We start from the raw sequence: 25,431 nt of genomic DNA on the forward strand, positions 1-25,431 counted from the left end.
AGCGATGCAGCGACGTCAGTCGCTGATGGAAACGCCCATGTTGCGGGCGGTGCCTTCGATGATCCGCATGGCGGACTCAACGCTGGTGCAGTTGAGGTCGGGGAGCTTGGTCTTGGCGATCTCTTCGAGCTGAGCTCGACTGATCGATCCAACACTGCCCTTGGCGGACTCACCGGATCCCTTTTGGATCTTTGCGGCCTTGGTGATCAGCACCGACGCCGGAGGCGTCTTGGTGATGAAGGTGAAGCTGCGGTCTTCGAAGACCGAGATCTCCACCGGAATCACATAACCGGCTTTGTCCTGCGTCCGAGCGTTGTACTCCTTGCAGAACATCATGATGTTCACACCGTGCTGACCGAGGGCAGGGCCCACCGGCGGCGCGGGGTTGGCTTTGCCGGCGTCTAGGGCCAGCTTGATCACAGCTACGACTTTCTTGGCCATCGGCTGGGGGGTTTGGACAGCTGCGGATCACCAGACCCTCGGGTCAGGTGCGGCGGAATGGTTGCCCACTCCCAAGGCCGCCCTCCGCAGGGAGACGGCCGCCGCCAGGTCAGTTCTGTTTGCTGATCTGAGAGAACTCCAGTTCCACCGGGGTCTCGCGACCAAAGATGGAGAGGAGGGCCTTGAGCTTGTTGCGCTCGCCGGAGACCTCGATCACTTCGCCCTGGAAATCCTTGAACGGACCAGCAGTCACCAGGATCTGATCGCCTTCGGTGAGATCCACCTTGACGACGGTCTTCTTCTCAGCAGCGCGCTTGAAGATGCGATCCACCTCAGAACGGCTGAGGGGACGGGGCTTGATATGACCACGGGCCTTACCGGTGGCGCGCCGGTCTTCAGCACCGACGAAATTGATCACGTTCGGAGTGCTCCGCACCGCCATCATCGTGTCCTCATCCAGCACCATCCGAACCAGCACATAACCGGGGAACACCTTCTCCTCGGTGGACTGACGGGTGCCGTCTTTCTTCAGCTTGACGGCAGGGGTCTGGGGAATCTCGATTTCGAGAATTCGGTTGCTCACCCCGAGGGTGACGGCCCGCTGCTCCAGGGTGGCCTTGACCTTCTTCTCGCAGCTGGAGGCCACCTGAACGGCGTACCAACGGGCGATGGCCGTGTTAGCGACAGCCGCCGCAGGCAAGGTGCCGTCTTCCCCCTCATTCGGGGCCGGCAGATCAAGCACCTCAGGGGCGTCCGGTGTGGTCAGGTCGTCGGGCACGGCGAGAAGGGTGATATCGAGTCAGCGGAACACCTGGGACGAAGCCCACCCAAAGAAGCGACTGACAGCCGCGATGGTGGCGGCCGAAAGGCTGACCATCAGGATCACAGCGATGGATTCGCTGAACAGTTGCTGGCGGCTGGGCCAGACCACGAGTTTCAGCTCATCAACCGTGTCCGCCAAAAAACCACCGGATTTGGTGGAATCGGCAGCGGCTTTTGAGCCGTCGGAAGTGGTGGTGTCCTCAGAGATGGGGCTGGTCACGGGGATGGGACCGGAGGTTGACAACGGTGCCGGTAGGCACTTCGCCAAACAGACACCCTACCGGATGCCCTCAAACCCCCACCGGATCGAACACCAGGGCATCGGTGCCGGTCTCCCCCAGCCTCACCGTCACGCCACTGGCTCCGGCAAAGCGCTCCTCAAGCAGCAGCGTGGAGAGCGGATTCTCCAGCTGGCGGCGCAGCACCCGACGCAGCGGCCGCGCCCCGTACTCCGGTTCATGGCCCTGACGGGCCATGGCCTCAGCGACAGCATCATCCACGACCAGAGCCAGGCCCTGCTCAGCCAACAGAGCAGCGAGATCCTTCAATTGCAACTGCACAATCCGCACCAGATCGGAGACCTCCAACGGACGGAAACGAATCACCTCATCAATGCGGTTGAGGAATTCAGGCCGGAACTGACTGGAGAGCGCTGCATCCACCTGCTGTTGCAGGGCTGACTCATCCGTGGATCCCGAGCGGGCATGTTCAAGGATCGCCGGGCTGGCCAGATTGCTGGTCATCACGACCACGGTGTGGCGGAAATCAACGGTGCGGCCCTGGGAATCGGTGAGCCGGCCGTCATCCAGCACCTGAAGCAGCAGGTTGAACACATCGGGATGGGCCTTCTCCACTTCATCAAGAAGCAGCACCGCATAGGGCCGGCGGCGCACGGCCTCCGTGAGTTGCCCCCCTTCCTCGTAACCGACATAACCCGGAGGAGCACCGATCAGCCGAGCCACGGCGTTCCGCTCCATGAACTCGCTCATGTCGAGGCGAACCAGCGCCTCCTCTTCGTCAAACAACGACCCCGCCAGCGCCTTCGCTAGCTCGGTCTTGCCGACGCCGGTCGGCCCCAGGAACAGGAAAGAACCCACCGGTCGACGGGGATCCTTCATGCCGGCCCTGGCCCGGCGGATGGCAGCAGCAACGGCCGTCACCGCCTCGCCCTGACCAATCACCCGTTCAGCGAGATGGGCGTCGAGATCCAGGAGTTTGCGCCGCTCGCCCGCCAAAAGCCGCTGCACGGGAATCCCGGTCCAGCGGGCCACCAGATCAGCGATGTCACCGGCCTCCACCTGCTCGCGCAACAGGGCGGTTCCGGCGGTCTGGGCCTCCGCCTGGGACGCCTCCAATTCATCGCGGCGCTGTTGCACCCGATGCAACTGGTCGTACTGGAGGCGGGCCGCTTCCTCCAGGTCACCATCCCGCTCGGCCTCAGCGATGGCATGGCGCAGGTCTTCGTCCTGCTGGAGCAGCTGGCCGAGCTCCTCGAGCTGACCGCGCTCCTCCTGCCAGCGCCGCCGCAGATCGTCCAGTCGCGTGGACACTTCAAGCCGGTTGCGCTGGAGCTGAATCCGCTCCGCTTCAGGCGCCTGCTCGGCGGCGAGCAGGGCCAGTTCAACGCGGCGTAGATCCGCTTCGGCCTCCTCCACCACCTGCGGCTTAGAGGTGACCTCCATCTTCAGTTGCGCCGCCGCCTCATCGATCAGATCAATGGCCTTGTCCGGCAGGCAGCGATCGCTGATGTAGCGGTCGGCAAGACGGTTGGCGGTCTGAATGGCCTCATCGGTGATGCTGACGCCGTGGTGGAGCTCGTAGCGCTCCTTCAGGCCGCGCAGAATTTCGAGGCTGAGCTCCAGATCCGGCTCCCGGATCACCACCTGCTGGAAGCGGCGGTTGAGGGCCGGATCCTTTTCCACCGTGAGCCGGTAATCCTCCGGCGTGGTGGCACCGATGCAGCGCAGGTCTCCTCGGGCCAGAGCTGGCTTCAACAGGCTGCCGGCATCGGTGCTGCTGCGATCGCTGCCGACAACGGTGTGCAGCTCATCGATGAACAACACCACACCGGAATCGGAACCACTCACCTCCTCGAGCACCGAGCGCAGGCGTTCCTCGAACTGACCACGGAACTTGGCACCGGCGATCAAAGCCCCGAGGTCCAGCGCCACCAGCCGCAGACCCTGCAGCGACTCCGGCACTTCTCCTGCCACGATCCGCTGCGCCAGCAGCTCCGCAATCGCTGTTTTGCCAACACCGGGTTCACCGATGAGCACCGGATTGTTCTTGCTCCGGCGAGAGAGCACCTTGATCAGGTTGCGAATTTCAGAATCACGACCGATCACCGGATCCAGGCTGCCTGCTTCCGCCTCTTCGGTGAGATCCCGCCCATAGGACTCCAAGGCCGTGGGGGACTCCTGCAAGGGGGCCTCAGGGGCAGGCGACTGGGGAGTGACAGGGGCGACAGGCTCTGGCTCGCGCCCCGCACGGGAGGAGGAGGGAACGCGCGTCACCCGTTCACGACGGGGCGCTTCCTGCTGCACCTCGGGCTGAGCCCGCGGCATCGACCGCTCCTGGGGTGGAACCGAAGCCCGAGCAACCCTTTGGTCCATGCCGCGTTGGATCAGCTGCTCCAGGGCATCGGCCGACAAACCAAAGCCGGCAAACAGATCAGCGCCGATCCGCGGATCGGCACCAATGGCCATCAGCACTTCCGGCAGATCGATGACATCACCATTCCAGCGCCGACGAATGGCATCAGCCGAATCGAGCAGCTGTTCCAGGTCATCACCGATGAAGAGCTCTGCGCTTCGCCCGGAGGGCTGATCAGCCAGCACATCCTCCAAGCGATCCAAGAGCGCATCGATGGGGAGGGGCAAGCGCTCCACCAAGCGGCGGCAGGAGGGATCGGTGAACAGCACCTGGATCAGGTGCTCCACATCCAACTGCTCATGACGCCAGCGACGGGCAACATCCTGACCACTGAGCAGCAGATCCCAGGCCGCGTCGCTGAAGCGATCCGGCTCGTGGGTGAGGCTGCCGTTCAACGCTGGCGATGAAGTCATCCGGTTCTTCAGGCGTGGGCTTTGGAGGACATCTCGATCAATTCCACCTTGTAACCATCCGGATCCTCAACAAAGGCGATGACGGTGGTGCCGTGCTTCATCGGACCAGGTTCCCGCACCACACGACCACCCTTGTCGGCAATGCCAGCGCAGGTGCTGTGGATGTCCTCCACCCCCAGCGCAATGTGGCCGTAGGCATCACCCAGGGTGTAGTTGTCGGTGTCCCAGTTGTGGGTGAGTTCCAGAACCGTGTGGTCGCTCTCCGACCCATAGCCAACAAACGCCAGGGTGAAACGGCCGCTGGGGTAGTCCTTTCGACGCAGAAGCTGCATGCCCAGGACCTCGGTGTAGAAGCCCAGAGACCGCTCCAGATCAGCGACCCGGAGCATGGTGTGAAGCATCCGCATGGGTAAGCGTCGTGCAGCGTGAACCTGCCGTCATTCTGGCCAGGTATGACCCGTCACAACACGAGAGAGAGGGGCGACCCATAAGATCCCCGGGTTAAGCGTCCGTCCCAACGTGATCGATTCCCTCGACCTCGTCATCGACACCATCGTTGCCCGAGAGGTGCTCGATTCCCGCGGCAACCCCACGGTTGAAGCCGAGGTGCTGCTCGAAGGAGGTGCCATGGGACGGGCCATCGTTCCCAGTGGTGCCAGCACCGGTGCCCACGAAGCCCACGAACTGCGTGACGGCGGCAATCGCTACATGGGTAAGGGTGTGGGCCAGGCCGTGAACCACATCGAAGAGCGGATCGCACCGGCCCTCTGCGGCCTTTCCGCCCTGGATCAGGCGGCTGTGGACGCCGCAATGCTGGAACTGGACGGAAGTGACAACAAATCCAACCTGGGAGCCAACGCGATCCTGGCGGTGAGCATGGCCACAGCCCGCGCTGCTGCCAACGGGCTGGGAATTCCCCTCTACCGCTACCTCGGCGGCCCGATGGCCAACCTGCTGCCGGTGCCGTTGATGAACGTGATCAACGGCGGCGCCCATGCCGCCAACAGCCTGGACTTCCAGGAATTCATGCTGGTGCCCCACGGAGCTCCGAGCTTCCGCGAAGCACTGCGGATGGGCACCGAGGTGTTCCACACGCTCAAGAAACTGCTCAGCGACAAGGGCATGAGCACTGCCGTGGGCGATGAAGGCGGCTTTGCGCCCGATCTGGGCAATGTGGAAGCCGGCGAAATCCTGGTGGAAGCGATCAGCAAGGCCGGCTACAAGCCCGGCGAACAGATCTCCCTGGCCCTGGACGTGGCCAGCACCGAATTCTTCGAGAACGGCCGTTATGCCTTCGATGGCGGCAGCTACACCAGCGCCGAGATGGTGGGCCAACTCGAGCAACTGGTGGAGAAATTCCCAATCGTTTCGATCGAAGACGGCCTGGCCGAAGACGACTGGGATGGCTGGAAACTGCTGACCGAACACCTCGGCGGCAAAGTTCAGCTGGTGGGTGACGACCTATTCGTGACCAACACCAAACGTCTTCAACAGGGCATCGACAGCGCCACGGCCAACTCGATCCTGATCAAGGTGAACCAGATCGGTTCGCTCACCGAGACCCTCCAGGCCATCGACCTGGCAGGCCGCTCCGGCTACACCAGCGTGATCAGCCACCGCAGTGGCGAAACCGAAGACACCACCATCGCCGACCTCTCCGTCGCCACCCGCGCCGGACAGATCAAGACAGGCTCCCTCAGCCGCAGCGAGCGGGTCGCCAAATACAACCAGCTGCTGCGCATCGAAGACGAGCTGGGAAGTCAGGCCGTGTACGCCGGTGCTGTTGGCCAGGGCCCCCGCGGCAAGGCCTGATCTCAGGCCCCCGTCGAACGTTCAACGGTTGGAGCCGGGCAACTGCTCCAACCGTTGATCACGACGGATCTTGACCTGCATTCGGAACCAGCCCAAGCCCACCGGCAAGGCAGCAGCAGCCGGAAGAATGGACCAGAGCGGGCGGGCACTGGCACCGACAATGGCGGTGGCCAACGCCAGGCATCCGAGCAACACCGATTGGCCAATCGATTGTTGGGCCAGAGCCATCCGGCGGAACTGTCGATCCGATTCGCCCAGACGCACTTGGAGCTGAAGATCACCCTGCTCCAGGCGTTCCAGGCTTTCGTCCAGCCGCCTTGGGAAGGCCGCAGCACGGCTGCTGAGGGCCCCAACCTGACGGCCGAGTTCGTTGAATAGATCGTTGCTGCCGGAGCCGCTGGAGGTCATGAGAGGTAGGAGATAAGGCTTGGCAATCGCCACCAAGCTAAAAGCGGGATCAAGGCTGCGGCCAACACCCTCGAAGGTGGACAACGCCCGCATCACGAAGATCAGTTCAACCGGCAGCCGAAAGGGCTGGCCGTACACCAAGTCGTAGAGATCGCCGGACAGCTTGTCGATCACGTTGGCCGTGAACGGTGGGGTAAGGGCCTCCTGCAGCATCAGCCGCACAAGACGGCGCACCGGACCCACATCAATGCCGCCGGAGATCACCCCGGCCGCCTGCATCTCCTCCACCAACGCCGCGGAATCCCTCGCGGCAGCAGCGCGGACCATGGCCCCTAGACGTCGACGCAAGCCGTCCGACAACAACCCCATCATCCCGAAGTCGTAGTAGATGAGTGCGCCATCACTGGCAACGGCGAGGTTGCCGGGATGGGGGTCGGCGTGAAAGAAACCAAAGCGCACCAACTGCTTGAGGTAGCTGGCAGCACCCACCTCAGCCACCGCGGCCGGGTCAATGCCGGCTTCAATCAACGCCTCACGGTCGTTGACCTTGATGCCAGGCAGATAGTCAAGGCACAACACACGACGCGTGCTTAGCTCCCAGACCACACCAGGGATCCTGATGCGTTCGTCATCCAAAAATTGTTGACGAAAACGCGCCGCATATTGAGCTTCGACACGGAAATCGAGCTCACGCAGCAGAACACGTCGACATTCGCGTGCCATTGCAGGCCAATCACGACCACGTCCCCAATTAGGATTGCGTTGCAACACCGCCGCCACCTGCTGCATCACCTCAAGATCAAGGCGAAACAGGCGATCGAGCCCAGGCCGCTGCACCTTGAGCACCACCTGGCGGCCACTGCGCAGGCTGGCGCGGTGCACCTGGGCCAACGAGGCAGCTCCAAGAGACTCGGGGTCGAGGTCGATGACCTCGGCACAGCGCGGTCCCAGCTCTTGTTCGAGCACAGACTGAACCTGATCAAAACTGAAGGCCGGAACGCTGTCCTGAAGCGCTGCCAGTTCGGCCACCCAGCCCGCAGGGAGGATGTCGGGGCGGGCGGAGAGCAGTTGCCCCAGCTTGATGAAGGCGGAGCCGAGAGACAGCAACTCGGCCGTCAACCAACGAGCGCGTTCTTGCTGCCGGCGCGCACGACGCTCGGCGGTGACGCCACCGCGATAGGTCCAGGATTGCCCATCCCACCAAAGCAGCAGCAGCAGCGTCAGGACGGCGCGCCAGATCCGCAGCGCTCGCAGAAGACCGAGCATCAGGGGCGTGCCTCGATCGCTTGGCTCAGATCAGCCACCGTGGCCCGGAGTCGATCGATCACCGCTTGCGGCGTTTCCGGTGGTTCCGCCGACGACTCCCCATCAGTGCTCACCGTGGCCTGATCACCCCGTTCAATCCGTTCCGCCTCAGCACGCACCTCGTCCTGAAACAGATCCCATTCCTGGCGCAACCGTTGCGGGGCGTCTTGCGCCAAGACCGCCAACTCCGCTGCCGCGTCCGCAACGCCGTGACCGAGGCGCGCACTGATGCGGTTCACCGTGGCGCGAATCAAGGCCTCCGACGAGCCCATGGACCGATTGCAGACAGCTTCAACTGTGGCAGATCCAACGGGAGATCAGGGCTGGGGCGGGGTCACAGGCTCAATGACTTCGAAAAAGGCTTCCGCACCAGGAGGCAGCACGACATGTTCCGGCTCAGCCACCAACACCGGTGACTCACCGTCTGGAACAACCAAAGCAGGCATCACCTCGAGGGACTCCTCAGGAAGCACCAGTGAATCGGCGTTGCCTTCATCAAGCTCGAGTGCAGGCTCCTGGGCGGATGAGGGAGCGAGCCCGTCGTCTCCCTCAAGCTCGGGGGCAATGGTTTGGGGGTCCGACCAGGCGGGGGGCGTCCACACGGGGGGTTCGGGCGTCTGCAGCGCCACATCGGGTTTGGGCGTCTCCTTGACCGCTGGCTTGACCGCTGGCTGGGCTGGGCGGCTCGCAGCCTCGGCGGCTTCTAGGGCTGTGACATCCACTTGCAGGGATGAATCGTCGTCGCTGAACCGGTCCCGAATCTCTTGCAGGGAATCCCCTGGAAACGCGAGCGGGGTGAAGGCCTCAGGGACAGGGTCCTCAGCATTGGTCTGAAGTGTCAGCACCCGCTCGGTGATGCCATAACCGAGGGCGAAACAACAACCAGCCACCAAGGGGCCCACCCAAAAACGGGATTGTGTTTTTGCAGGGGAGTCATGGGAGCTGGCGTTGTTCACAAATTTCTGCAAGTCAATGCGATTAAACACAAAATACTACTTATTAGTGGCAAAGAACAAGCCACGAAGCCATGGAATCAATTGACCAGAGAGCTTGCGTGCAAAGAGCAGGTCCAATCGCAAATAAATACCAATGGAACATGCTTGTGAAGAGGTCAAACAAAATCCAAACACGCTAAGAATCAAAAAACCAGCATCGCCGCACAATTCACAAAAACAACATCTATTCTCAAACTCAATACGGCGACAGCGAGAAAAGAACTATCATTGCAATGCAAACTTTCTTTGCTAAGTGTAGAAATTGAGCCTGCACCAGAGACAGCCCCTAATCCCTGACAGTCAACTCCATAAGAAAACCATTGCATTCCTAAGCAAAAATTTTAAATACTGAGTTATACTATAGTAAATGCGCATTGAACATGGGTCGATATATTGACAAAGAGCACGGTTTTGCAATTTACAACGCCCCGAAGGGCGGTGGCACAACCATTCGGAGCTGGATATATTTCGCAAAAACAGGAGAATTAGCACTTAAAGACGAAGGCAACGGCTACATCAACCAAACCAAAAAAACGTATCAACTGCTCCGGGAAATTGGATATGAAGTTTGCAACTTTATTCCATGGCTTGATGGACCTTCAATCTGCATTGTGAGGGACCCAGTTGATCGCTTTATGAGCATATATAAAGATAAAATCCAAAAGGAAAAGAAATGCGGAAATCCACCACCAACGATCAGCGAGTTCGTCCGCGACTTTGAAAATCTCGTAAAAGCGAATGATCATCCTCATGGCGCGAATCCAAACCTCAATTACCTAGACCATCACTTTGCACCTCAATCATTAATCTTGGGAACCAATGAGGATTACTTTGAGCACATTTTCCAAATGAATGAAATTAATACCAAGCTAAAGTCTTATCTCGAAGACAGATGGAGACTCAAACTGCCAGATTTACATTGTCGAAAGTCGGCCAAAACCAACAAGTCAACCCTTAACGAAGAAGATTTATACATAATAAAAGATTTTTATCGATCAGACTTTGCTTGCGACTGGATTTCTAGAAGAAATCCATAATTCTGCTTGGAGTCAGTTTTAAATACTCGCATCTAATATATCGCCCCTCAAGCATTTTTGGATGGGAGCGCTAGTCGATCCCTAAAACTAAAAATACATTATGCTCTTAGGCTATTGCAGCGCTATTTGCTCAAAATAGATACCAACTGATTATAAAAGCAAAATCAATTAATCTAGAGCACTAGACATAATAATGACTTTAAAAGATGGCATCAGTAAAGGATTTAATTTCACCGTATACTTGGCCAAGGCGCGTAGTCTCTAGGTGCATTACAAATTCATCTTCTCCCCGAATAATTCTGGAACCACAATAATGAGTCAATATTTAGCGGCACATACAAGGGATTCATACTTGCCACCTTTTGGCAATTGCGAAGGACAGATGGTGCCATCGGTAAAAAAAATAATGCGCAATAAACCCTGGGATTCCAGTTCTATTTTTGACTGGCAATTCATAAAAAAAGAGTGGGATAAGCTTGCGATTGATCAAAATAAGTCATGCTTTATAGAATGCAGTCCCCCTAATATAATGCGAGTATCTTCAATACTTGATTCATTTGAAGACCGGCAATATATATTTTCCATATCTTCACCTTATTCATTCATTGCATCATGCATTTACAACTATTTTTCCGCAAGAAATGGCAAGATATTTAAATGGCGTGGAATGACCTATGACCACACGCTCTTAAAATTTAATGACATAATTCCTGTTGTTGCAAAAACATGGATAAAGGCCGCTTTGATTCAAAAAAATAATATCGAGGCTCATGGTGCGAACAAATTGCGTATTAATTACGAAGATTTTTGCAATAACCCTATCAAATTACTTGAATTATTTAATGTAGACCACTTAGGAGATAACGTACAGACATCATTGATCAAAGGCAAGAAGAACTCAAATATTAGCGAGATTTCTAACATGTTACCAAAGCATTTAAAGTTTTTGCGCGACAAGGGTATTTTGCAAATTAATTCAATTCTTGAGGAATCCATGGAATTAATGGAGTGGCACGGTTATAGCCTCATATCAGTAGAAGATGCTGAAGATATTTTGGCTAAAAATATGGTTCTGACGCTTAACGGGGAGCGCAGAAGAACAGATTTCGATGAAGGAATTAAATCAATTATATAAGTACTCAAGCTGAAACCACTAGCCCAGCCTCCATCACCAAAAGGGCTTGGGCTCTATTTATTGAACATAACAGAGCTGCAATTAATAATCCTTTCCTAGCCTGATTTATTAAGATCAATGGATTTGCCACATGATTTAATTGTGAACAAAATGAGCCCACTGTTCACGTACCCCCAACTTGACTAGTGTGCGTACGCGTTTCGACGCTTAAGTCGTGTAATCGGCGTTGATGCGCACATATTGATCCGAAAGGTCACATCCCCAGGCCTGACCAAAGCCGGAACCATGCCCCAGGCCGAGGCGAATCGGGACATGCTCCTGCCGCAGAACGTTGCTGGCTGCAGCGCGATCAAAGGCCACGGGTTGACCAGCCGCCATCAATTGATGAGGACCAATCCAAAGAGCAACCGCATCCGGATCGAAGGACACACCAGAGCGACCGGCGGCCGCCACGATCCGCCCCCAGTTCGGATCCCGGCCATGGACCGCTGTCTTCACCAGAGACGAGCCACAGACCGTGCGCGCCACCTGCAAGGCCGCGGCCTCATCAACGGCACCCTCCACCTGCACTTCGATTAAGCAAGTCGCCCCTTCGCCATCCCGGGCAATGGCCTGGGCCAGCTGTTGCATGGCCTGGGTAAGGCCCTGTTCCAGAACGGCATGGTGTTGTTGGCCCAGCGGTGGGCCTGCCGCAAAGGCCAGCACAGTGTCGTTGGTGCTGGTGTCTCCATCCACGGTGATGGCGTTGAAGGAACGCTGCACCGCACGTCGCACCATCCCCTGCCAAACGCCGGCATCGACGCCGGCATCACAACTGAAAAAGCCAAGCATTGTGGCCATGTCGGGATGAATCATTCCCGAGCCTTTGGCCATCCCTCCAATGCGCACCCGGCGCCCCTCCAGTTCCAGTTCAAGAGCCACCTGCTTGTCCACCAGATCGGTGGTGAGGATGGCGTTGGCTGCAGCATCACCACCCGCGTCATCCAAGGCCTCCACCAAAGGAGCCAACCCAGCCAAAAGGGTGGGCATCGGAATCGGCACACCAATCACTCCGGTGGAGCAGATCAACACCGACTCCGCATCGACGCCAAGCTGATCGGCCAGCACCTGGGTGGCGCGCTGACTGTCGACCAGAGCGCGATCGCCGGTGCAGGCATTGGCCTGACCGGAGTTGATCAACACGGCACGGGCCTGGCCTGCAGTACTGACGAGGCGATCACGGCAGAGGTCAACACAGGCCGCCCGCACCACGGAGGTGGTGAAGGTGCCCGCACAAACGGCCGTGTCCGGTGCCAACACCAGCGCCAGATCAGGCTTACCCGAGGGCTTGAGACCGGCCACGATGCCAGCGGCCTGGAACCCATTCGGTGCCGTCACACCACCCTGGATCGGTTGCCAAGAAGAAGCCATCGCCACCGCTGATCCGCCGCGAGACACTGGGTGCATCCTGCTCCGACACCATGGCGCCTGGCGAGCCGTTCTCGCAACGACGCATCGGACTCACGGGCGGGATTGCAAGCGGCAAGAGCAGCGTGGGCCATTGGTTGGCTCAGCAAGGTCTGCCGGTGTTGGATGCGGATCAATTCGCCCGCGAGGCCCTCGAACCCGGTCGCCAGGCCACGACCAGCGTGATCCAGCGGTACGGCGCTGGAGTCCAGGCTGAAGGGGGCGCAGCCATCGATCGCGCTGCCCTGGGTCAGATCGTGTTCCAGGACCCCGCGGAACGGCGGTGGCTCGAGCAACTGGTTCACCCGATCGTGCGGGAGCGCTTCGACCAAGCACTCAGCCTCCATGCCAAGGCACCAGCCGTTGTGCTGATGATTCCGCTGTTATTCGAAGCGGGGCTGGAGTCGCTCTGCAGCGAAATCTGGCTGGTCGACTGCGATGCATCCCAGCAGCTCGAGCGCTTGATCGAACGGGACGGGCTGAGCCCGGACGCCGCTCAAGCCCGCATTGCCGCCCAATGGCCCCTGAGCCGCAAACGTGGCTTGGCAGATCACGTTCTTGCCAATCGAGGCCAACCCGGCGCATGGCAAGCCCAAGCCTTGGGTCTGCTGAACCAAGCTCAGAACAATTGACCGGGGTTCAAGACATCACCCCTTCTTGTCCACAATGCAGCTGAGCGCAACAACGACCCATGCATTTGGCATCACTGGCCTGGCTATCCCTGATCTCTGGGGGACTGATGTTGACCTCCCCTGCAATGGCGCAAGAGGACCCGCTGGCGCCCAAACGCGCCATCAACCTTGCACGCAGCAGTGCCGCCGCAGCGAATGGAGGGCTGCGCCTGTATCACCCCGCCAGCTGCATGTTTAAAAACCCGACCAACAACCCCTGCCTGGCCCAACAGGATGGCAACGGCTTCGAATTCAAGTTCCAGGGAGGTCCTCCAGGCTGGGAAGTGCTGGGGCTTCCCGCCACGGTCGAATCGATGGTGCTGGTTTCCCCCGATGGAAAGTCAGTGATTCAGGAGCTGCATCAAGCGATCGAGGCTGGATCCAACGAGGGCGAATTGTTCAATTGATCATCCGTTCCGGCCGAAGTCGGCACGGAACCACTTGGTGATCACCCATTTGTGGCCCGCCTGCACCGGTAAGGCCTCATGCAGCGTGAAGGGGTTGGGAGTGCCATCGGCCTGGAGGTTGTTCCAGGCCAACGCCATTCCAGGCACAGGCGTGAACGAGCGCCCCAAGCGGCGGAACAACGTCTCTCCACCCCGCTCCACAGGGTTGAGATAAACCATCACCGTCCACGTGCGTTGCCCGCCACTGTCGGTGTGGGTGGCGTATTCCTCCGTCCCCGGCGTAAACCAATCCGTGTGTTCCTTGAAGTATTCGCCGGGGTCGTAGCGCTGCCCCTGAATCGGTTCCGAGAGGCGCGGATCCACACCAAACAAAGCTGCAAAGCGCTGATCCAGGCTCGCTGCCAGCTGGGGATTGTTCTGGCGCAAATGACAGGTGCGACTGGTGCGGTAATCGCTGCTGCCGCGGGTCACCGTCGACGGCTGCAGTGACGCATTGATGGCGTCGATCACCTGCTGGCATTCCTCGTGGCTGAGCAGAGCCGGTAGCTCGTACACCTGGGCGAGTGAGGTATCCAAGCGCCAGGCGCGAGGCCGGTGCTTTTGCCGGGTAAGGGGTGCCTCGAACCAGGCGAGCCAATCGGGCGTGGGTGCACCCATGAACGTTGACACATGGGATGTGGACTCAAGAACGGCCGCAATCGCCTCTCGAGCAAACCCCTGATCCAAGGCCCGCTGCATCAGCCCCTCAGGATCACAACCGCGGTCCCGGTTCTGCAGCAGCCACTCCTTCCAGGCGTCGGGAATGGCTGCCGCTTTGCTCATCAACCCTTGAGTTTCTTGCTCAGAATCTGGTTGGCCAGCTTGGGATCCGCCTTACCGCCGGTCTTCTTCATCAACTGTCCGACGAAGAAGCCCTGCAGCTTGGTCTTGCCACCGCGGAAAGCCTCCACCTCATCGGGATGGGCCCCCAACAGCTCATCAACGATGGCTTCGATCGCCGCCGGATCGCTGATCATGCCGAGACCGCGCTCATCGACGATCGCCTTGGGTGAGCCGCCTTTCTCGAGCAGCTCAGGAAGAATCTCCTTGGCGATCTTGCCGCTGATCTTGCCGCCGTCGATCAGTTGCACCATTTCGGCCAACTGCTCAGGCCGGAAGGGCAGTTCGGCATAGCTGAGCCGGTTGCTGTTCACGTGGGCAGCGATGTCGCCGGTGATCCAGTTGGCCGCAAGCTTGGCGTCAGCGCCAGCCCCCACAACCGCCTCGAAGTAGTCGGCCATCGGCCGCTCATCGGTGAGCACCCGTGCGTCGTACTGGGAGAGGCCCAGATCATCGGCATAGCGATGCCGCTTGGCGGCCGGCAGCTCCGGCAATTCAGCGCGCCAGGACTCCCGCTGATCCGCGCTCACCTCAATCGGGCCGAGGTCAGGATCCGGGAAGTAGCGGTAATCGCTGGCGCCTTCCTTGCTGCGCATGCTCTTGGTGAGCTGCTTGCCCTCATCCCAGAGGCGGGTCTCCTGAACGATCGGCTCACCGGTTTCGTAGGCCTTGATCTGACGCTTGATCTCGTACTCGCAGGCCTTTTGGATGGCCGAGAACGAGTTCATGTTCTTGATCTCCACCTTCGTGCCGAAGGGCGCATCCGGCCCCCGTCGCACGGAGATGTTGACGTCGCAACGCAGGGATCCCTCCTGCATGTTGCCGTCACTCACCCCCAGGTAACGCATGATCCGGCGGATCTCCGAGGCGTACTCCGCCGCTTCACGGCCGGTGCGCAGGTCCGGCTTACTGACGATTTCCGCCAAGGCCACACCGGCCCGGTTGTAGTCCACGAGCGAATGGGTGGAACCCGCAAGGCGGTCGCTGCCGGCATGCACCAACTTGCCGGCGTCCTCCTCCATGTGCAGTCGTTCGATGCCGATGGTCTTCAGGTAAGTGTCCTTGCCTTTTTCAGCGACCTCCACCTCGATCCAGCCTTCCTCGGCGATCGGCTGGTCGTACTGGGAGATCTGATAGTTCTTCGGGAGATCGGGATAGAAGTACTGCTTGCGGTCGAACTTGCTGTGCTCAGCGATGTTGAGATTCAGCGCCATCGCGGCCTTGACCGCATACTCGAGCACCTTCTGGTTCAGCACCGGCAATGTGCCGGGCAGACCGCACACCACCGGGTCGATGTGGGTGTTGGGGTCATCACCAAATGTGGTGGACGCTGCCGTGAAAATTTTGCTGTCCGTACCCAGCTGCACGTGGGTCTCGAGACCGATCACGGCCTCCCAGGCCGGTTGGGTTGCTGCGTCGGCCATGCGCCCGTGATGTGAAGCAGATTCCGGGATCCTATGGAATGGCATTCACCCCCGCATCCAAAGCCAAATCTCAGGAGTTCGTCAAAGTAGATGGAGCTGACCTCTTGTGATGCAGGAACTCTGGCAGTGGCCGGAACGCACGATGCGGCGGGTGCGTTGGCTGCTGCTGATCGGCTGGGTCGGTTTGATCCTGTCGCTGCTGGTGCCGGCAGCTGGCCTGAACGGCAATGGTTTGTTCTGGGGCAGCGTTGTGCCCGGCGGCTTGCTGGTCATCGCTGCTGTGAGCCATGAGCTCTGGCGTCGCATCTGTCCCCTGGCCTTCATCTCGCAGCTGGCCCGGGCCCTGAATCGCCAGAGGCGGACCCGCAGCGCCAACGGCCGCTTGGATGTGGTGAAGATCCGCGCCGACTCCTGGCTGGGGCAGCACCACGTTCAGTTGCAATGGACGCTACTGATCGCGGGGCTGTGCCTGCGGCTGCTGGCTGTGAACAACAGTGCGGTCCCGCTGGCGGTGCTGCTCCTGGGCACCGTGGCGGCCGCCCTGGCCGTGGGCTGGGCCTTCGGAGGCAAGGCCTGGTGCCAGTACGTCTGCCCGATGGGGCCGGTGCAACAGGTGCTGACAGGCCTGCGCGGCCCATTGGGGCAAAGCGCCCACCTCAACACCAGCTCGCGCATCACCCAATCGATGTGCCGCACGCTGTCGTCGGACGGACGCGAACAAAGCGCCTGCGTGGCCTGCCAGAGCGCCTGCATCGACATCGATGCCGAACGTTCCTTCTGGAGCAACCTGCAAGGCAAACGCGGCCTGGACTGGGCCTGGGGCTCCTACCCCGGGCTGATCCTTGCGTTTTTCCTTCTGCTGGAGATGGACGGCAGCGGATCGGCCGATACAGCGCTGCTGCCGATCGCGGCAGGGCTCAACATTCCGCGCTTGATCGCCGTTCCCGTGCTGCTCAGCACCGCGGGATTCGCCTCCGCCTGGCTGCATCGCCGTGCGGAGGTCCTTCTGAGCCAGCGCTACCGGCGCAGCCGTCGCCCTGAACCGGAGCAGCGCGCCCGCCAGCACGTGCGGTTGCTGTGGAGTTGGATCGCCATCAATCTGTTCTTCTGGTTCGCCAATCCCCTGCAGGGGCTCTTCGGGGTCACGGGCCACCATCTGCTGCGCTCAGCGCTGCTGCTCATCACCGGCCTGGGGCTGGCGCGCAGCTGGTCGCGCACCCAGGGCACCTACCGCCGCGAGAACAGCAGCACCAGCCTGCGGCGTCAGCTCCAGGCCATGCCTGGGCTGGAGAAGGCCCTCGACGGACGCCCCCTGGAGGCTCTCCAACCGGAGGAGGTGTTCACCCTGGTGAAGGCCATTCCGGCCATCGGCGATCACAACGCGCGACGCATCTACAGCGACGTGATGCGCGACATGTTTGAGACAGGGCGGATGTCTCAGGCGAGCGCCTTGGTGGAACTGGATGATCTGCGCAACAGCCTGAACCTGAGCCGCGAAGACCACCATGCGGTGCTGGCCTTGCTGCAACGCAGCGCGGGTCCAGGGCTGGCCGGCAGCCTGCTGGAGCAGGAGGCAAGCGAGCTGCGATGTGCCGCCGCACGGGAAAAAATTGAGGAGTTGATGCGAATGAGTGGTCTGGCGGTGATCGATCGAAACGGCCTCTCCGCCAGCACCGAGACGGCGCTGGATCGCCTGCGCCAGAGCAGCGGCCTCAGCGATGACGCCTGGGAGAGCTGCCTGGTCAGCTTTGGCCCGGCCAGCGACCGGGAACAGCAGCGGCTGCAGGCCCTGCATCAGGACTGGCAGCACCTCCACACCCTGCAACGGGGCCTACAGGAGGCCAGTGGACGCGAACCCTTGCTCCGACCCCTGGCCCAGGTGCTGCGGCGGCAGCTGGAGCTGGTCACCGCTGAGCTTGAACCGGCCTGGGCAGCAGCTCAGCATCCCCCTCTGGTTGCGGCGAGCGAGGGAACCTGGAACCGAGACGAAGCGATGGATCTGCTCTGGCAGGACCCCTCAGCCTCCACAGCCGGTTGGGCCCTAATGGTGGAACGTCAGCGGGGGGCTACCCACGCCGAACGGTTGACGCGCCAGGCCCGAGTCGATCGCGAACGCTCGGCCTTTCTGGAGGAGCAGATTCAGGGCCAGAACTCGGCACTGGTGGATGCCTGCGCACCGCTGCTCGACTCGGAGCTGTTCAGTGACCTGACCCCAGACGATTTCCTCTGGCTGGCAAAACAGGGCGACCTGCGTTGCTATGCCTCAGGCGATGTAGTGATTCGCAAGGGGGAAGAAAGTAGCTTCCTCGCGATCGTGGTGGACCACAGCGTGGAGGTCGTCTCGGGGGAGTGCACCATTGCAGTGGGATCGGCGGAAACCATCGGTGAGATGGGGGTGATCACCGGGCAACCACGCTCCGCCACGGTCGTGGCGGGTCCGCAAGGGGTGGCGTTATTCGAGGTCCCTAGCGAAGCCTTCGAGGATCTGCTGCAGCGATCACCCCAGTTCAACCGCGGCCTGCTGCGGGAATTGGCCAAACGCATCAATCCGGATCCCAGCCAGTCCGACTGTTAGCGCATCTGAACTTCCGACTGAACGATCACTTACCCGCTACTCATCCATGCTGTCTGTTTTGGCGATCACTGACTGAAAACGGATGAGAAAATAGTGACTTTGGTCCGAACGGCATGGATCCTGCAGAGGAGGAACAAAGACCAATCAACCGCAGGCTGCAGAGCCTGCTTCGAGCCCACTTGAACCAGCTTGAACCGGAACTTCTGCACCCTCGACTCAATGACGTTCTTATTGAACAGGGTGACGTCGCCGACTCGCTCTTGCTGGTGCAGCAAGGCAGTCTTGCCATCGAAATCCAACAGGAGGGGAATGCATCCCGAACCATTGCTGAACTAGGTAAGGGAGCCGTGCTCGGGGAAATGGCCCTGTTTGGCATCGGAGAGGCCCGCCACAGCGCGAGTGTTCGGGTGCTGGATGCAACAACGGAAATCCTGCGGTTTTCGCGTCAGGCTCTGCAGAGCTCGATCCTTTTTGACGCCGAACTGGCTGCTGAAATGCTTCTGATCAGCAGTGAGCGCTGCCGGAACAGCAATCAGATGATCAACCAGTTGCTGGACGGCATTGACGCCGCGGCTCGTGGCGATACGTCAGCACTGACGCGCATCAGCGGCATGCTGCGCCGAGGGCCTGACAGCATGCAACAAGCGGCCGGCCAGCTGGAGCATCTGCTGAAGGACGCTGCACCACCACGCCTGGAGACCTAAGCCAGCCATGACCCCTGCAGACAATCCAGCAACGCTTGTGCTGGGGGGGGGCTTGATGGGCCTGGCCGTGGCCCATCAGCTGGCCCGTCGCGGAGAAGGCGTGACCGTGATCAGCCGCCGCCGCAGCGAAGCGGCAGGGTTTGTGGCTGCCGGCATGCTGGCGCCCCATGCCGAAGGCCTGAGCGGCCCGTTGTTGAAGCTGGGCCAAGCCAGCCTGGAGCGGATCCCTCGCTGGGTGGCACAGATCGAGGCTGACAGCGGGCTGAGCTGCGGCCTGCGCACCAGCGGCATCGTGGTGCCATTCCGAACGGCGACCGAACGGGACAACTACCCCACCGCCAGCCTCGGGCTGGCCTTGGACCGCACAGGGCTGGAGCGGGAAATCCCAGGCTTGGGGCCGGAGTGGAGCACCGGGCTGTTGTTCGAGCAGGACGGCCAGATCGACAACCGCAGGCAATTGATGCGGGCCCTGGAGCGCGCCTGCGTGTCCCTGGGCGTGCAGTTCATGGAAGGGGCTGAGGTGCTTGATCTGATCGATGATGACGATGGACAGCTCTGCGGAATCCATCTGCGCAGCGCAGAAGGGGAACATCAGCAACTGGGCTGCCGGCAGGCGGTGCTCTGCAGTGGCGCCTGGAGCCAACAACTGGTGCCGCAACTGCCCGTGTTCCCTGTCAAGGGGCAGATGCTGTCGCTGCAGGGTCCACGGGAGGCTCTCAAGCGAGTGATCTTCGGCCCCGGTACATATCTTGTTCCGCGCGAAGACGGATTGATTGTGGTGGGGGCGACTAGCGAACGGGACGCCGAATTTGCTGAAGGCCTCACGCCCGATGGCCAGAAAGAACTGCAGAAAGGCATCGCCAGTTTGTTGCCAACGGCGACAAACTGGCCCCCGATGGAGCGTTGGTGGGGGTTCCGGCCTTGCACGCCGGACGAAGGGCCCCTACTCGGCCCCGGCCCGATAGCCGGCCTATGGCTGGCTTGCGGCCATCACCGCAATGGCGTGCTCCTCGCTGCAATCACGGCTGATCTCACGGCCAGAGGTGTTAGGGGTGAAAAGATGAATCCCCAGATTCTCAGCCTAATTCAAGGGTTCAGCTGGAGCAGATTTGAAATGACTTCATAGATCCGTTACTACGGAGAACCCATCAATGTGATTCCAGCCCAATAAAAAGGATTTTCAAGGCCATTAGAAACTCGACGTTGCTGAGCTGACGTGAGCTCAGTCAGCAACGGCTGACCATCAGGCCCCTGCACTTGATCCCCAACAAGCCGTACATCACCGCGCAAGAAAGCCTGACGCGTGAGCTGCATAGCATTTGCTTTCGGAACACCCTTTTGCAGAAAGCTATACATAAGAACGAAATACGCCGATGTAGAAACGTCGTCTACATACCAAAGTGTCCCCACAGCACTACGCGCGCCAGCCTGCAAAGCAAGTCCACTAAAACCTAGTTCAGCATCCTCATCCCCCAAAGCAGTCCGGCAAGCACTGAAGACAACCAAATCGAGCGGAATTCCCCGGCGCATTTTGCGTAAGTTGGCAAGCTCCTGCATCGAAACTGGTCCGACACCTGAATAAAGACGTGACGAAGAGGGACCGCCTGGAGTGAATTCTGCGTGAGTAGCAATATGGAGCCGATCGTAACGAGGGTCAGCGCCCTTATTGATCAAAGTACTCAAGGTAAATTCTTGATCAAGAAAAAGATCTTTCTTGAGAGGATCTCCGATCCTTTTGGTTTCTTGAGGCACCAATGGCAAATCCACTAAACCTTTGAATCTCGACGCCCCAAGCGCTAACAACCGATCCTTATCCTGTTGGAGTGGTTGCAAGTCAAAATCCATCAAGGCTAGTGACGGCGTGATCGAAAATGCAAAGCGTTCACCAAAAAAGCGTTTTCCATCACTCAATGCAGCAAATGGAAGCGCTTGCAAACCGCGGTCTGCAGAAATCAATAGGGTTGAGACTTTTTCACGCTCAATAACATGCCCAATCTCACCAAACAAGAGCTCATGCAGCTGACGGGATGGTGACGAGGGATCATCAGTATCGAGCGACTCGAGGCGCGATAATTGTTGATACAAGGTGGTGAGTTGTCGCCGGAATTCCGCTGAAGACAACTCAGCACGGACACCTTCCACGACCCCCCCAGCAGAGATCAACGTCATATCTAAAAAGGCATCAGATCGAGCCGACGTAGTCCTTCCTTTCGCAGGAGTGAAACGAATATGTAAAACTGCCGGATTGTATCGACTCGGATCGAAAGATGCGCGCTGCGCAGAGACCGGCGCCAATGGAAAACTCACAGCCACAAACACTAAAAGAAAAGACTGATACATACGGCGCTGGCGACAGACAAAACGCCGCAAGGCACTGGAATCAATAGATTTGCGGATGTTGATCAAGACCATTAATAGGAATAAATACAGGACACAAAAGACTCCAGCAGATCATCAAGGATTCGCCACCAACTGTCTGAGCTGTTGGAGAAAGCCGGAGATGACTTGCACACTGGGTGTCGAACGTCCGGACAACTCAGGCAGATTCAGCCCCCGGACGGCCCGTTGCGTGGACACGGCATCACCGTTCTGCAGATTTAACGAGGCTTGATCAGCGCTGACCCGAATGACCGCAACAGCCGGCGATCGCGGCTGATCGGAGTCAGGAGTGATCGCACCTGACGCATCGCCTGCATCTTTGGAGCTTTCTGCCTCCCCATCGTCAGCACCAACGCCGTCGGACTGGGGCTCCTGAGTATCAGCAGCGACCTCATCGCCGTCGGACTGGGGCTCCTGATTATCAGCAGCAACCTCATCACCGACCTCGGCTGATGCATCAGAAGATGAATCTATGGATGACTCTGTATTCGCAGACTCCGTCCCTGTGGCAGCGGACACCTCACCGCTTCCATCCCCAGCAATGGTCGTAGCAGGAACAGCCGAGGACGAAGCGTCATCGCCGGGACTGTTCATCGAGAACGACGACTCCATGGCGAGCTCAACGACAACACCATCGGCAGACAAGCTGACTGGAATGGATGACGACGATCCGGAACCGGACGCCACATCGGTAGCGGAGCTGGAGCCGGACTCAGTGCCAGATGAGGCAGCTGGAGACAGTGTCGCCGCTGCCTCATCATCCGAGGTCACCACCGTGGTGATGCTGGGATCATCCACGCGCTGTACCACCTCCAAAACAGTGCTTTCATCCGCTCCCGAATCCGCGAGGGTTGCGGAGGCCTCCGTGTCATCGGGCGTCGGCGTTGGAGATTGACCGTCAGAGCCCGACGAACAAAGATTGGATGACGCCGAGTTAGCGCAGGTTGCCGTTGTGGGGTTCGCACTGGTCACATTGAGTCTCCCCTCAGAAACAGTGGTTGTTCCCGTGAAAGCAGGATTTGCCGCCGTGAGTTGCAGGGTGCCTGCCCCTAACTTTTCAAAGTCCGTAGCACCACTGATGCTGGAGGGAATAACAACGGTGAATCCTGAATCAACTTCAATTTTGCCGCCCGAAGCTCCAAACTCAATACCCCTCTCCGAGTTAAGGGTAGTTGAACCTTTGAATCCCAGGACAGCACTATTCTCAACCAGAATGGAGACATCACCCACAGCCGTGCCCAATACGCCGTCAGAGTCCACAGTCAGGGAACCATCGGAAATCAAAACAACAGGTTGCTGATCACCTTGAACAGAACCAAAATCATTATCATCATTGGTAAGATTCAAGGTACCCGTACCGACTTTCGCCAAACTGCCGGCACCCGTAATCAATCCGCTAAATATTGTAGAAGAGTTGTTTGCTCCAACCTCAAGAACATCGTTCGCCGAGACAATCTCAACCGTTCCAGCTCCTGCGAGGGAGCCGACATTGGTTTTACCACCAGATTCGGCTTTAAAAAGCGACCCCGACTCAACTATCAGAGCTGTAGAAGACAACAGGCCAGACGTATTCGCCGGTGCTTTAATGGAAAGAGAACCTTTTTGGACCGTAGTTGCACCTGAGTAGGTGTTCTCACCCGAAAGAATCAGCTGACCAGTACCAAGCTTCGTAAAACCACCAACACCTCTGATCACGCCACCAAATGTGGTCGATGTGTTATCTCCTCCGGCTTCGAGCTGATAGCTGTTCAATGAAACTGAGCCAGCACCAGAAAGAGAACCAACCGTGTCATCAGATCCAAGTTCATAACTAGCTCCTGGCTCCACACTCACCGCCGTCGCGTCAGAAAGACTTCCACTCACCAACAATGTTCCGGCATTCACTTCCGTCGCGCCAGTATGAGTATTCTCACCCGACAATTCCAGCGTTCCAGATCCCTCCTTCGTTAATGCTCCAGACCCCGAAATAACACCAGCCAAGGTGACTGATTGGCCCAGGTCCACACCGATCGCGCCACCATCAGTACCAATCAGGAAGTCACTACTTTCATCAGACGTTGCCACCGAGAACCACAACGTTCCGCCATCAAGAAATACGGTCGATCCGTACCCAAGAGAATCAGAAGATGTGATCTGCAGTATTCCATCCTTAATCAAGGTTATGCCACCATAAGAATTTTCACCCGACAAAATCAGTCGACCTGAGCCAGACTTTGTCAAATCAGTATTTGCGAAAACATTTTTGATTAATCCGGGGAAAGTCGAATCGCCAGCCTGATCAATCTCAAGCGAACCACGTGAAACATAAATTAGATTTTCTGAAGACAAGCCAGAAAGGCCGCCCGAAGAAGTGGATATTAATCTAACCGACCCTGATTCACTTGTCTCCCAAGATATCTCAGAGTAATTCTCTTCACCCGAAATAACCCTAGACCCCATCTCAATACCCTCAGCCGATTGCAGCGTGAGATTCCCCGAACCAGTCGTATTGGTGATATCAGAATTCAAAATAATCTTTTTATCGGCCTGCAGAGTCAAATCACCTGAACCCGGCCCTGAAACGATGATTGAATCATTGAGAACAATAGATCCTCCGCTCGAGTCACTGGGATTATCCGCACCAATCGACGTAGTGACATATTCGCCAGAGCTTAGATCTTCGTATTCAAAAGAAGGAATGGAAGAAGTCGAAGTAGAGATGGTTATATTAGTCCCCTCAGAGAGAGCCGCACTGATTGAACTGACGTCATTTAAAGTATAATCATAAGGATCAAGCAGCCATTCGCCATTTTTAAATTCAGACAAAGAACCAACATTGATTTTCATATTTGCAATGTCCAGATCAAAGCCAGAGGTTTCAATATGACCACCATTGCCACCATTTACCCCCCCATGAGCCTGAAGACTTCCAGCCACAGCAGTCACTGAGACAGGATCATTAATATCACTCCAAATCACAATCTCACCACCATTGCCAGCCTCAACAGCCGAGGCATCAATCACCACGTCAGAACCGACGGTGTTCGTCGTAGCTTGGCGAACTGAAGGGTCACTGTTCTGCCAACTTCCACCCACCTGAATTACACCCCCACCTTTGACTCCGGTGGCGCTCAAGTGGGTGACACCACTCACATCAATAGATTGTCCCGTTAGGGTAAGGAAACCACCAACCTTATGAGGCGAATCCAACGATATAACACTTGAACGAACGGTCAAAGAATCATCGACAGCATCGATGTAGAGCGATTCATCGATGGACACATCAATCCCATCGAGGTGAATCCCTGAACGGTTGACACCTCCGGCCAGATCCGAATCCGGGTCGACAAGGAAGCCAAGCACGCCCGGAAGTGGCTGCCCTGACAAGCCAGTGAGATCAGAAGCACGACTGCGAAACACATCAAAGCTTCCATTGCCGAAGCGCAATGTGTTCGCCGTACTGAGGTTAAGGCTTGGAACATTGATGAAGCTGGCACCCTGGCTTAGATGGATGCCACCTGGCGACAACCAGAACAGGCTTGCCGAAGAACTCAAACCTATTGACTTATCAATAAATGAACCCTTGGGAGAAGTAACACCGACGATGACATTCTTTCTGCCGATTGAATCGAACTCAACACCCTTAATCTTTCCACGCGTATCAAACTTTCTGAACCGGTAAAAAAGATTCTTACCTGCGGATATGCCACCACTAATTTTACAAACTCCTGATCCACAAGAACCGTCGATCTTGCCATTTACCTTCGTGAATAAACCCTTTTTTCCTTCTGACCTAATCCCTGCATTGACGGGAGAGCCCTCAGCGAGAAGCAGCCCGCAACCAAGAACAAGACCTACACCCAGGCGCACCACAGCGGACGAAGAATGCATGGCCCCATCCGTGCAGATACAACGGCCTTCAAACGGTAACGCATTATCCTGTGTTG

Annotated in this window: 21 protein-coding genes; 8 read left to right on the forward strand and 13 right to left on the reverse strand. The window is 58.2% G+C overall.

The genetic code is table 11. The annotated features are described in order from the left end of the window. Positions 1–15: 15 nt before the first annotated feature. The 5 genes from rplK to gloA form a co-directional block, all read right to left on the reverse strand. Positions 16–441, reverse strand: a complete 426-nt coding sequence (gene rplK / locus SynRS9907_RS13000; protein WP_006851160.1) for a 50S ribosomal protein L11 — start codon at positions 439–441, stop codon at positions 16–18. Positions 442–550: 109 nt separating this feature from the next. Then, positions 551–1,219 (reverse strand): transcription termination/antitermination protein NusG, encoded by a 669-nt coding sequence (gene nusG / locus SynRS9907_RS13005; protein WP_114987676.1) that lies wholly within the window; start codon positions 1,217–1,219, stop codon positions 551–553. 21 nt (positions 1,220–1,240) lie between these two features. Continuing rightward, a complete protein-coding gene (gene secE / locus SynRS9907_RS13010; protein ID WP_006850159.1) occupies positions 1,241–1,483 on the reverse strand; it encodes a preprotein translocase subunit SecE in 243 nt (80 codons plus the stop codon). A 70-nt stretch (positions 1,484–1,553) separates the two neighbouring features. Next, positions 1,554–4,328, reverse strand: a complete 2,775-nt coding sequence (locus SynRS9907_RS13015; RefSeq protein ID WP_188021301.1) for an ATP-dependent Clp protease ATP-binding subunit — start codon at positions 4,326–4,328, stop codon at positions 1,554–1,556. 8 nt (positions 4,329–4,336) lie between these two features. Continuing rightward, on the reverse strand, positions 4,337–4,735 hold the full coding sequence (gloA, locus tag SynRS9907_RS13020; protein WP_188021302.1) for a lactoylglutathione lyase: 399 nt from the start codon (positions 4,733–4,735) through the stop codon (positions 4,337–4,339). 112 nt (positions 4,736–4,847) lie between these two features. On the opposite strand from gloA, the gene eno reads away from it, so the two are divergent. Further along, on the forward strand, positions 4,848–6,140 hold the full coding sequence (eno, locus tag SynRS9907_RS13025) for a phosphopyruvate hydratase (protein ID WP_188021303.1): 1,293 nt from the start codon (positions 4,848–4,850) through the stop codon (positions 6,138–6,140). 21 nt (positions 6,141–6,161) lie between these two features. On the opposite strand, the gene SynRS9907_RS13030 is transcribed toward eno, so the two are convergent. The 3 genes from SynRS9907_RS13030 to SynRS9907_RS13040 are packed head-to-tail and all read right to left on the reverse strand — an operon-like array spanning position 6,162 to position 8,743. Then, positions 6,162–7,814 carry an AarF/ABC1/UbiB kinase family protein gene (locus tag SynRS9907_RS13030; protein ID WP_188021304.1) on the reverse strand — a complete coding sequence of 551 codons (1,653 nt, stop codon included), beginning with the start codon at positions 7,812–7,814 and terminating at the stop codon, positions 6,162–6,164. Continuing rightward, complete coding sequence (locus SynRS9907_RS13035) at positions 7,814–8,125, reverse strand: hypothetical protein (protein WP_188021305.1); 312 nt, start codon at positions 8,123–8,125, stop codon at positions 7,814–7,816. Before SynRS9907_RS13035 ends, SynRS9907_RS13030 begins: the two co-directional genes overlap by 1 nt. 45 nt (positions 8,126–8,170) lie before the next feature. Continuing rightward, positions 8,171–8,743, reverse strand: a complete 573-nt coding sequence (locus SynRS9907_RS13040) for a hypothetical protein (RefSeq protein WP_255445923.1) — start codon at positions 8,741–8,743, stop codon at positions 8,171–8,173. Between the two features lie 485 nt (positions 8,744–9,228). On the opposite strand from SynRS9907_RS13040, the gene SynRS9907_RS13045 reads away from it, so the two are divergent. Beyond that, positions 9,229–9,885 (forward strand): sulfotransferase family 2 domain-containing protein, encoded by a 657-nt coding sequence (locus SynRS9907_RS13045; protein ID WP_188021307.1) that lies wholly within the window; start codon positions 9,229–9,231, stop codon positions 9,883–9,885. Positions 9,886–10,198: 313 nt separating this feature from the next. Further along, positions 10,199–11,020 carry a hypothetical protein gene (locus SynRS9907_RS13050; RefSeq protein WP_188021308.1) on the forward strand — a complete coding sequence of 274 codons (822 nt, stop codon included), beginning with the start codon at positions 10,199–10,201 and terminating at the stop codon, positions 11,018–11,020. A 207-nt stretch (positions 11,021–11,227) separates the two neighbouring features. Here SynRS9907_RS13050 and argJ read toward each other — a convergent pair whose 3' ends face one another. Beyond that, positions 11,228–12,430, reverse strand: a complete 1,203-nt coding sequence (argJ, locus tag SynRS9907_RS13055) for a bifunctional glutamate N-acetyltransferase/amino-acid acetyltransferase ArgJ (RefSeq protein ID WP_188021309.1) — start codon at positions 12,428–12,430, stop codon at positions 11,228–11,230. A gap of 50 nt (positions 12,431–12,480) precedes the next feature. Between argJ and coaE the strand changes: the two genes are divergently transcribed. Together coaE and SynRS9907_RS13065 are read left to right on the forward strand one after the other, a co-directional pair. Then, a complete protein-coding gene (gene coaE / locus SynRS9907_RS13060) occupies positions 12,481–13,098 on the forward strand; it encodes a dephospho-CoA kinase (protein WP_188021310.1) in 618 nt (205 codons plus the stop codon). Between the two features lie 107 nt (positions 13,099–13,205). After that, positions 13,206–13,544 carry a transcriptional regulator gene (locus tag SynRS9907_RS13065; protein WP_188021311.1) on the forward strand — a complete coding sequence of 113 codons (339 nt, stop codon included), beginning with the start codon at positions 13,206–13,208 and terminating at the stop codon, positions 13,542–13,544. Here the strand turns inward: SynRS9907_RS13065 and SynRS9907_RS13070 are convergent, their stop codons facing one another. After that, positions 13,545–14,366 carry a 2OG-Fe(II) oxygenase gene (locus tag SynRS9907_RS13070; protein ID WP_188021312.1) on the reverse strand — a complete coding sequence of 274 codons (822 nt, stop codon included), beginning with the start codon at positions 14,364–14,366 and terminating at the stop codon, positions 13,545–13,547. Beyond that, positions 14,366–15,847, reverse strand: coding sequence for an Asp-tRNA(Asn)/Glu-tRNA(Gln) amidotransferase subunit GatB (gene gatB, locus SynRS9907_RS13075; RefSeq protein ID WP_188021313.1), 1,482 nt, complete (start codon positions 15,845–15,847; stop codon positions 14,366–14,368). Before gatB ends, SynRS9907_RS13070 begins: the two co-directional genes overlap by 1 nt. Positions 15,848–15,956: 109 nt before the next feature. Here gatB and SynRS9907_RS13080 point away from each other — a divergent pair, with 109 nt between their 5' ends. The 3 genes from SynRS9907_RS13080 to thiO all read left to right on the forward strand — a co-directional run bounded on the left by SynRS9907_RS13080 (position 15,957) and on the right by thiO (position 20,252). Next, positions 15,957–18,422, forward strand: coding sequence for a cyclic nucleotide-binding domain-containing protein (locus SynRS9907_RS13080; protein WP_188021314.1), 2,466 nt, complete (start codon positions 15,957–15,959; stop codon positions 18,420–18,422). A gap of 179 nt (positions 18,423–18,601) precedes the next feature. Continuing rightward, a complete protein-coding gene (locus tag SynRS9907_RS13085) occupies positions 18,602–19,126 on the forward strand; it encodes a cyclic nucleotide-binding domain-containing protein (protein ID WP_188021315.1) in 525 nt (174 codons plus the stop codon). 7 nt (positions 19,127–19,133) lie between these two features. Then, on the forward strand, positions 19,134–20,252 hold the full coding sequence (gene thiO, locus SynRS9907_RS13090; protein WP_188021316.1) for a glycine oxidase ThiO: 1,119 nt from the start codon (positions 19,134–19,136) through the stop codon (positions 20,250–20,252). 8 nt (positions 20,253–20,260) lie between these two features. Here the strand turns inward: thiO and SynRS9907_RS13095 are convergent, their stop codons facing one another. Further along, a complete protein-coding gene (locus SynRS9907_RS13095; RefSeq protein WP_188021317.1) occupies positions 20,261–21,532 on the reverse strand; it encodes a CHAT domain-containing protein in 1,272 nt (423 codons plus the stop codon). 48 nt (positions 21,533–21,580) lie between these two features. Continuing rightward, positions 21,581–25,375 carry an autotransporter-associated beta strand repeat-containing protein gene (locus SynRS9907_RS13100; RefSeq protein WP_188021318.1) on the reverse strand — a complete coding sequence of 1,265 codons (3,795 nt, stop codon included), beginning with the start codon at positions 25,373–25,375 and terminating at the stop codon, positions 21,581–21,583. Between the last annotated feature and the right edge of the window lie 56 nt (positions 25,376–25,431).

The organism is Synechococcus sp. RS9907, assembly GCF_014279615.1.
Lineage (GTDB): Bacteria > Cyanobacteriota > Cyanobacteriia > PCC-6307 > Cyanobiaceae > Parasynechococcus.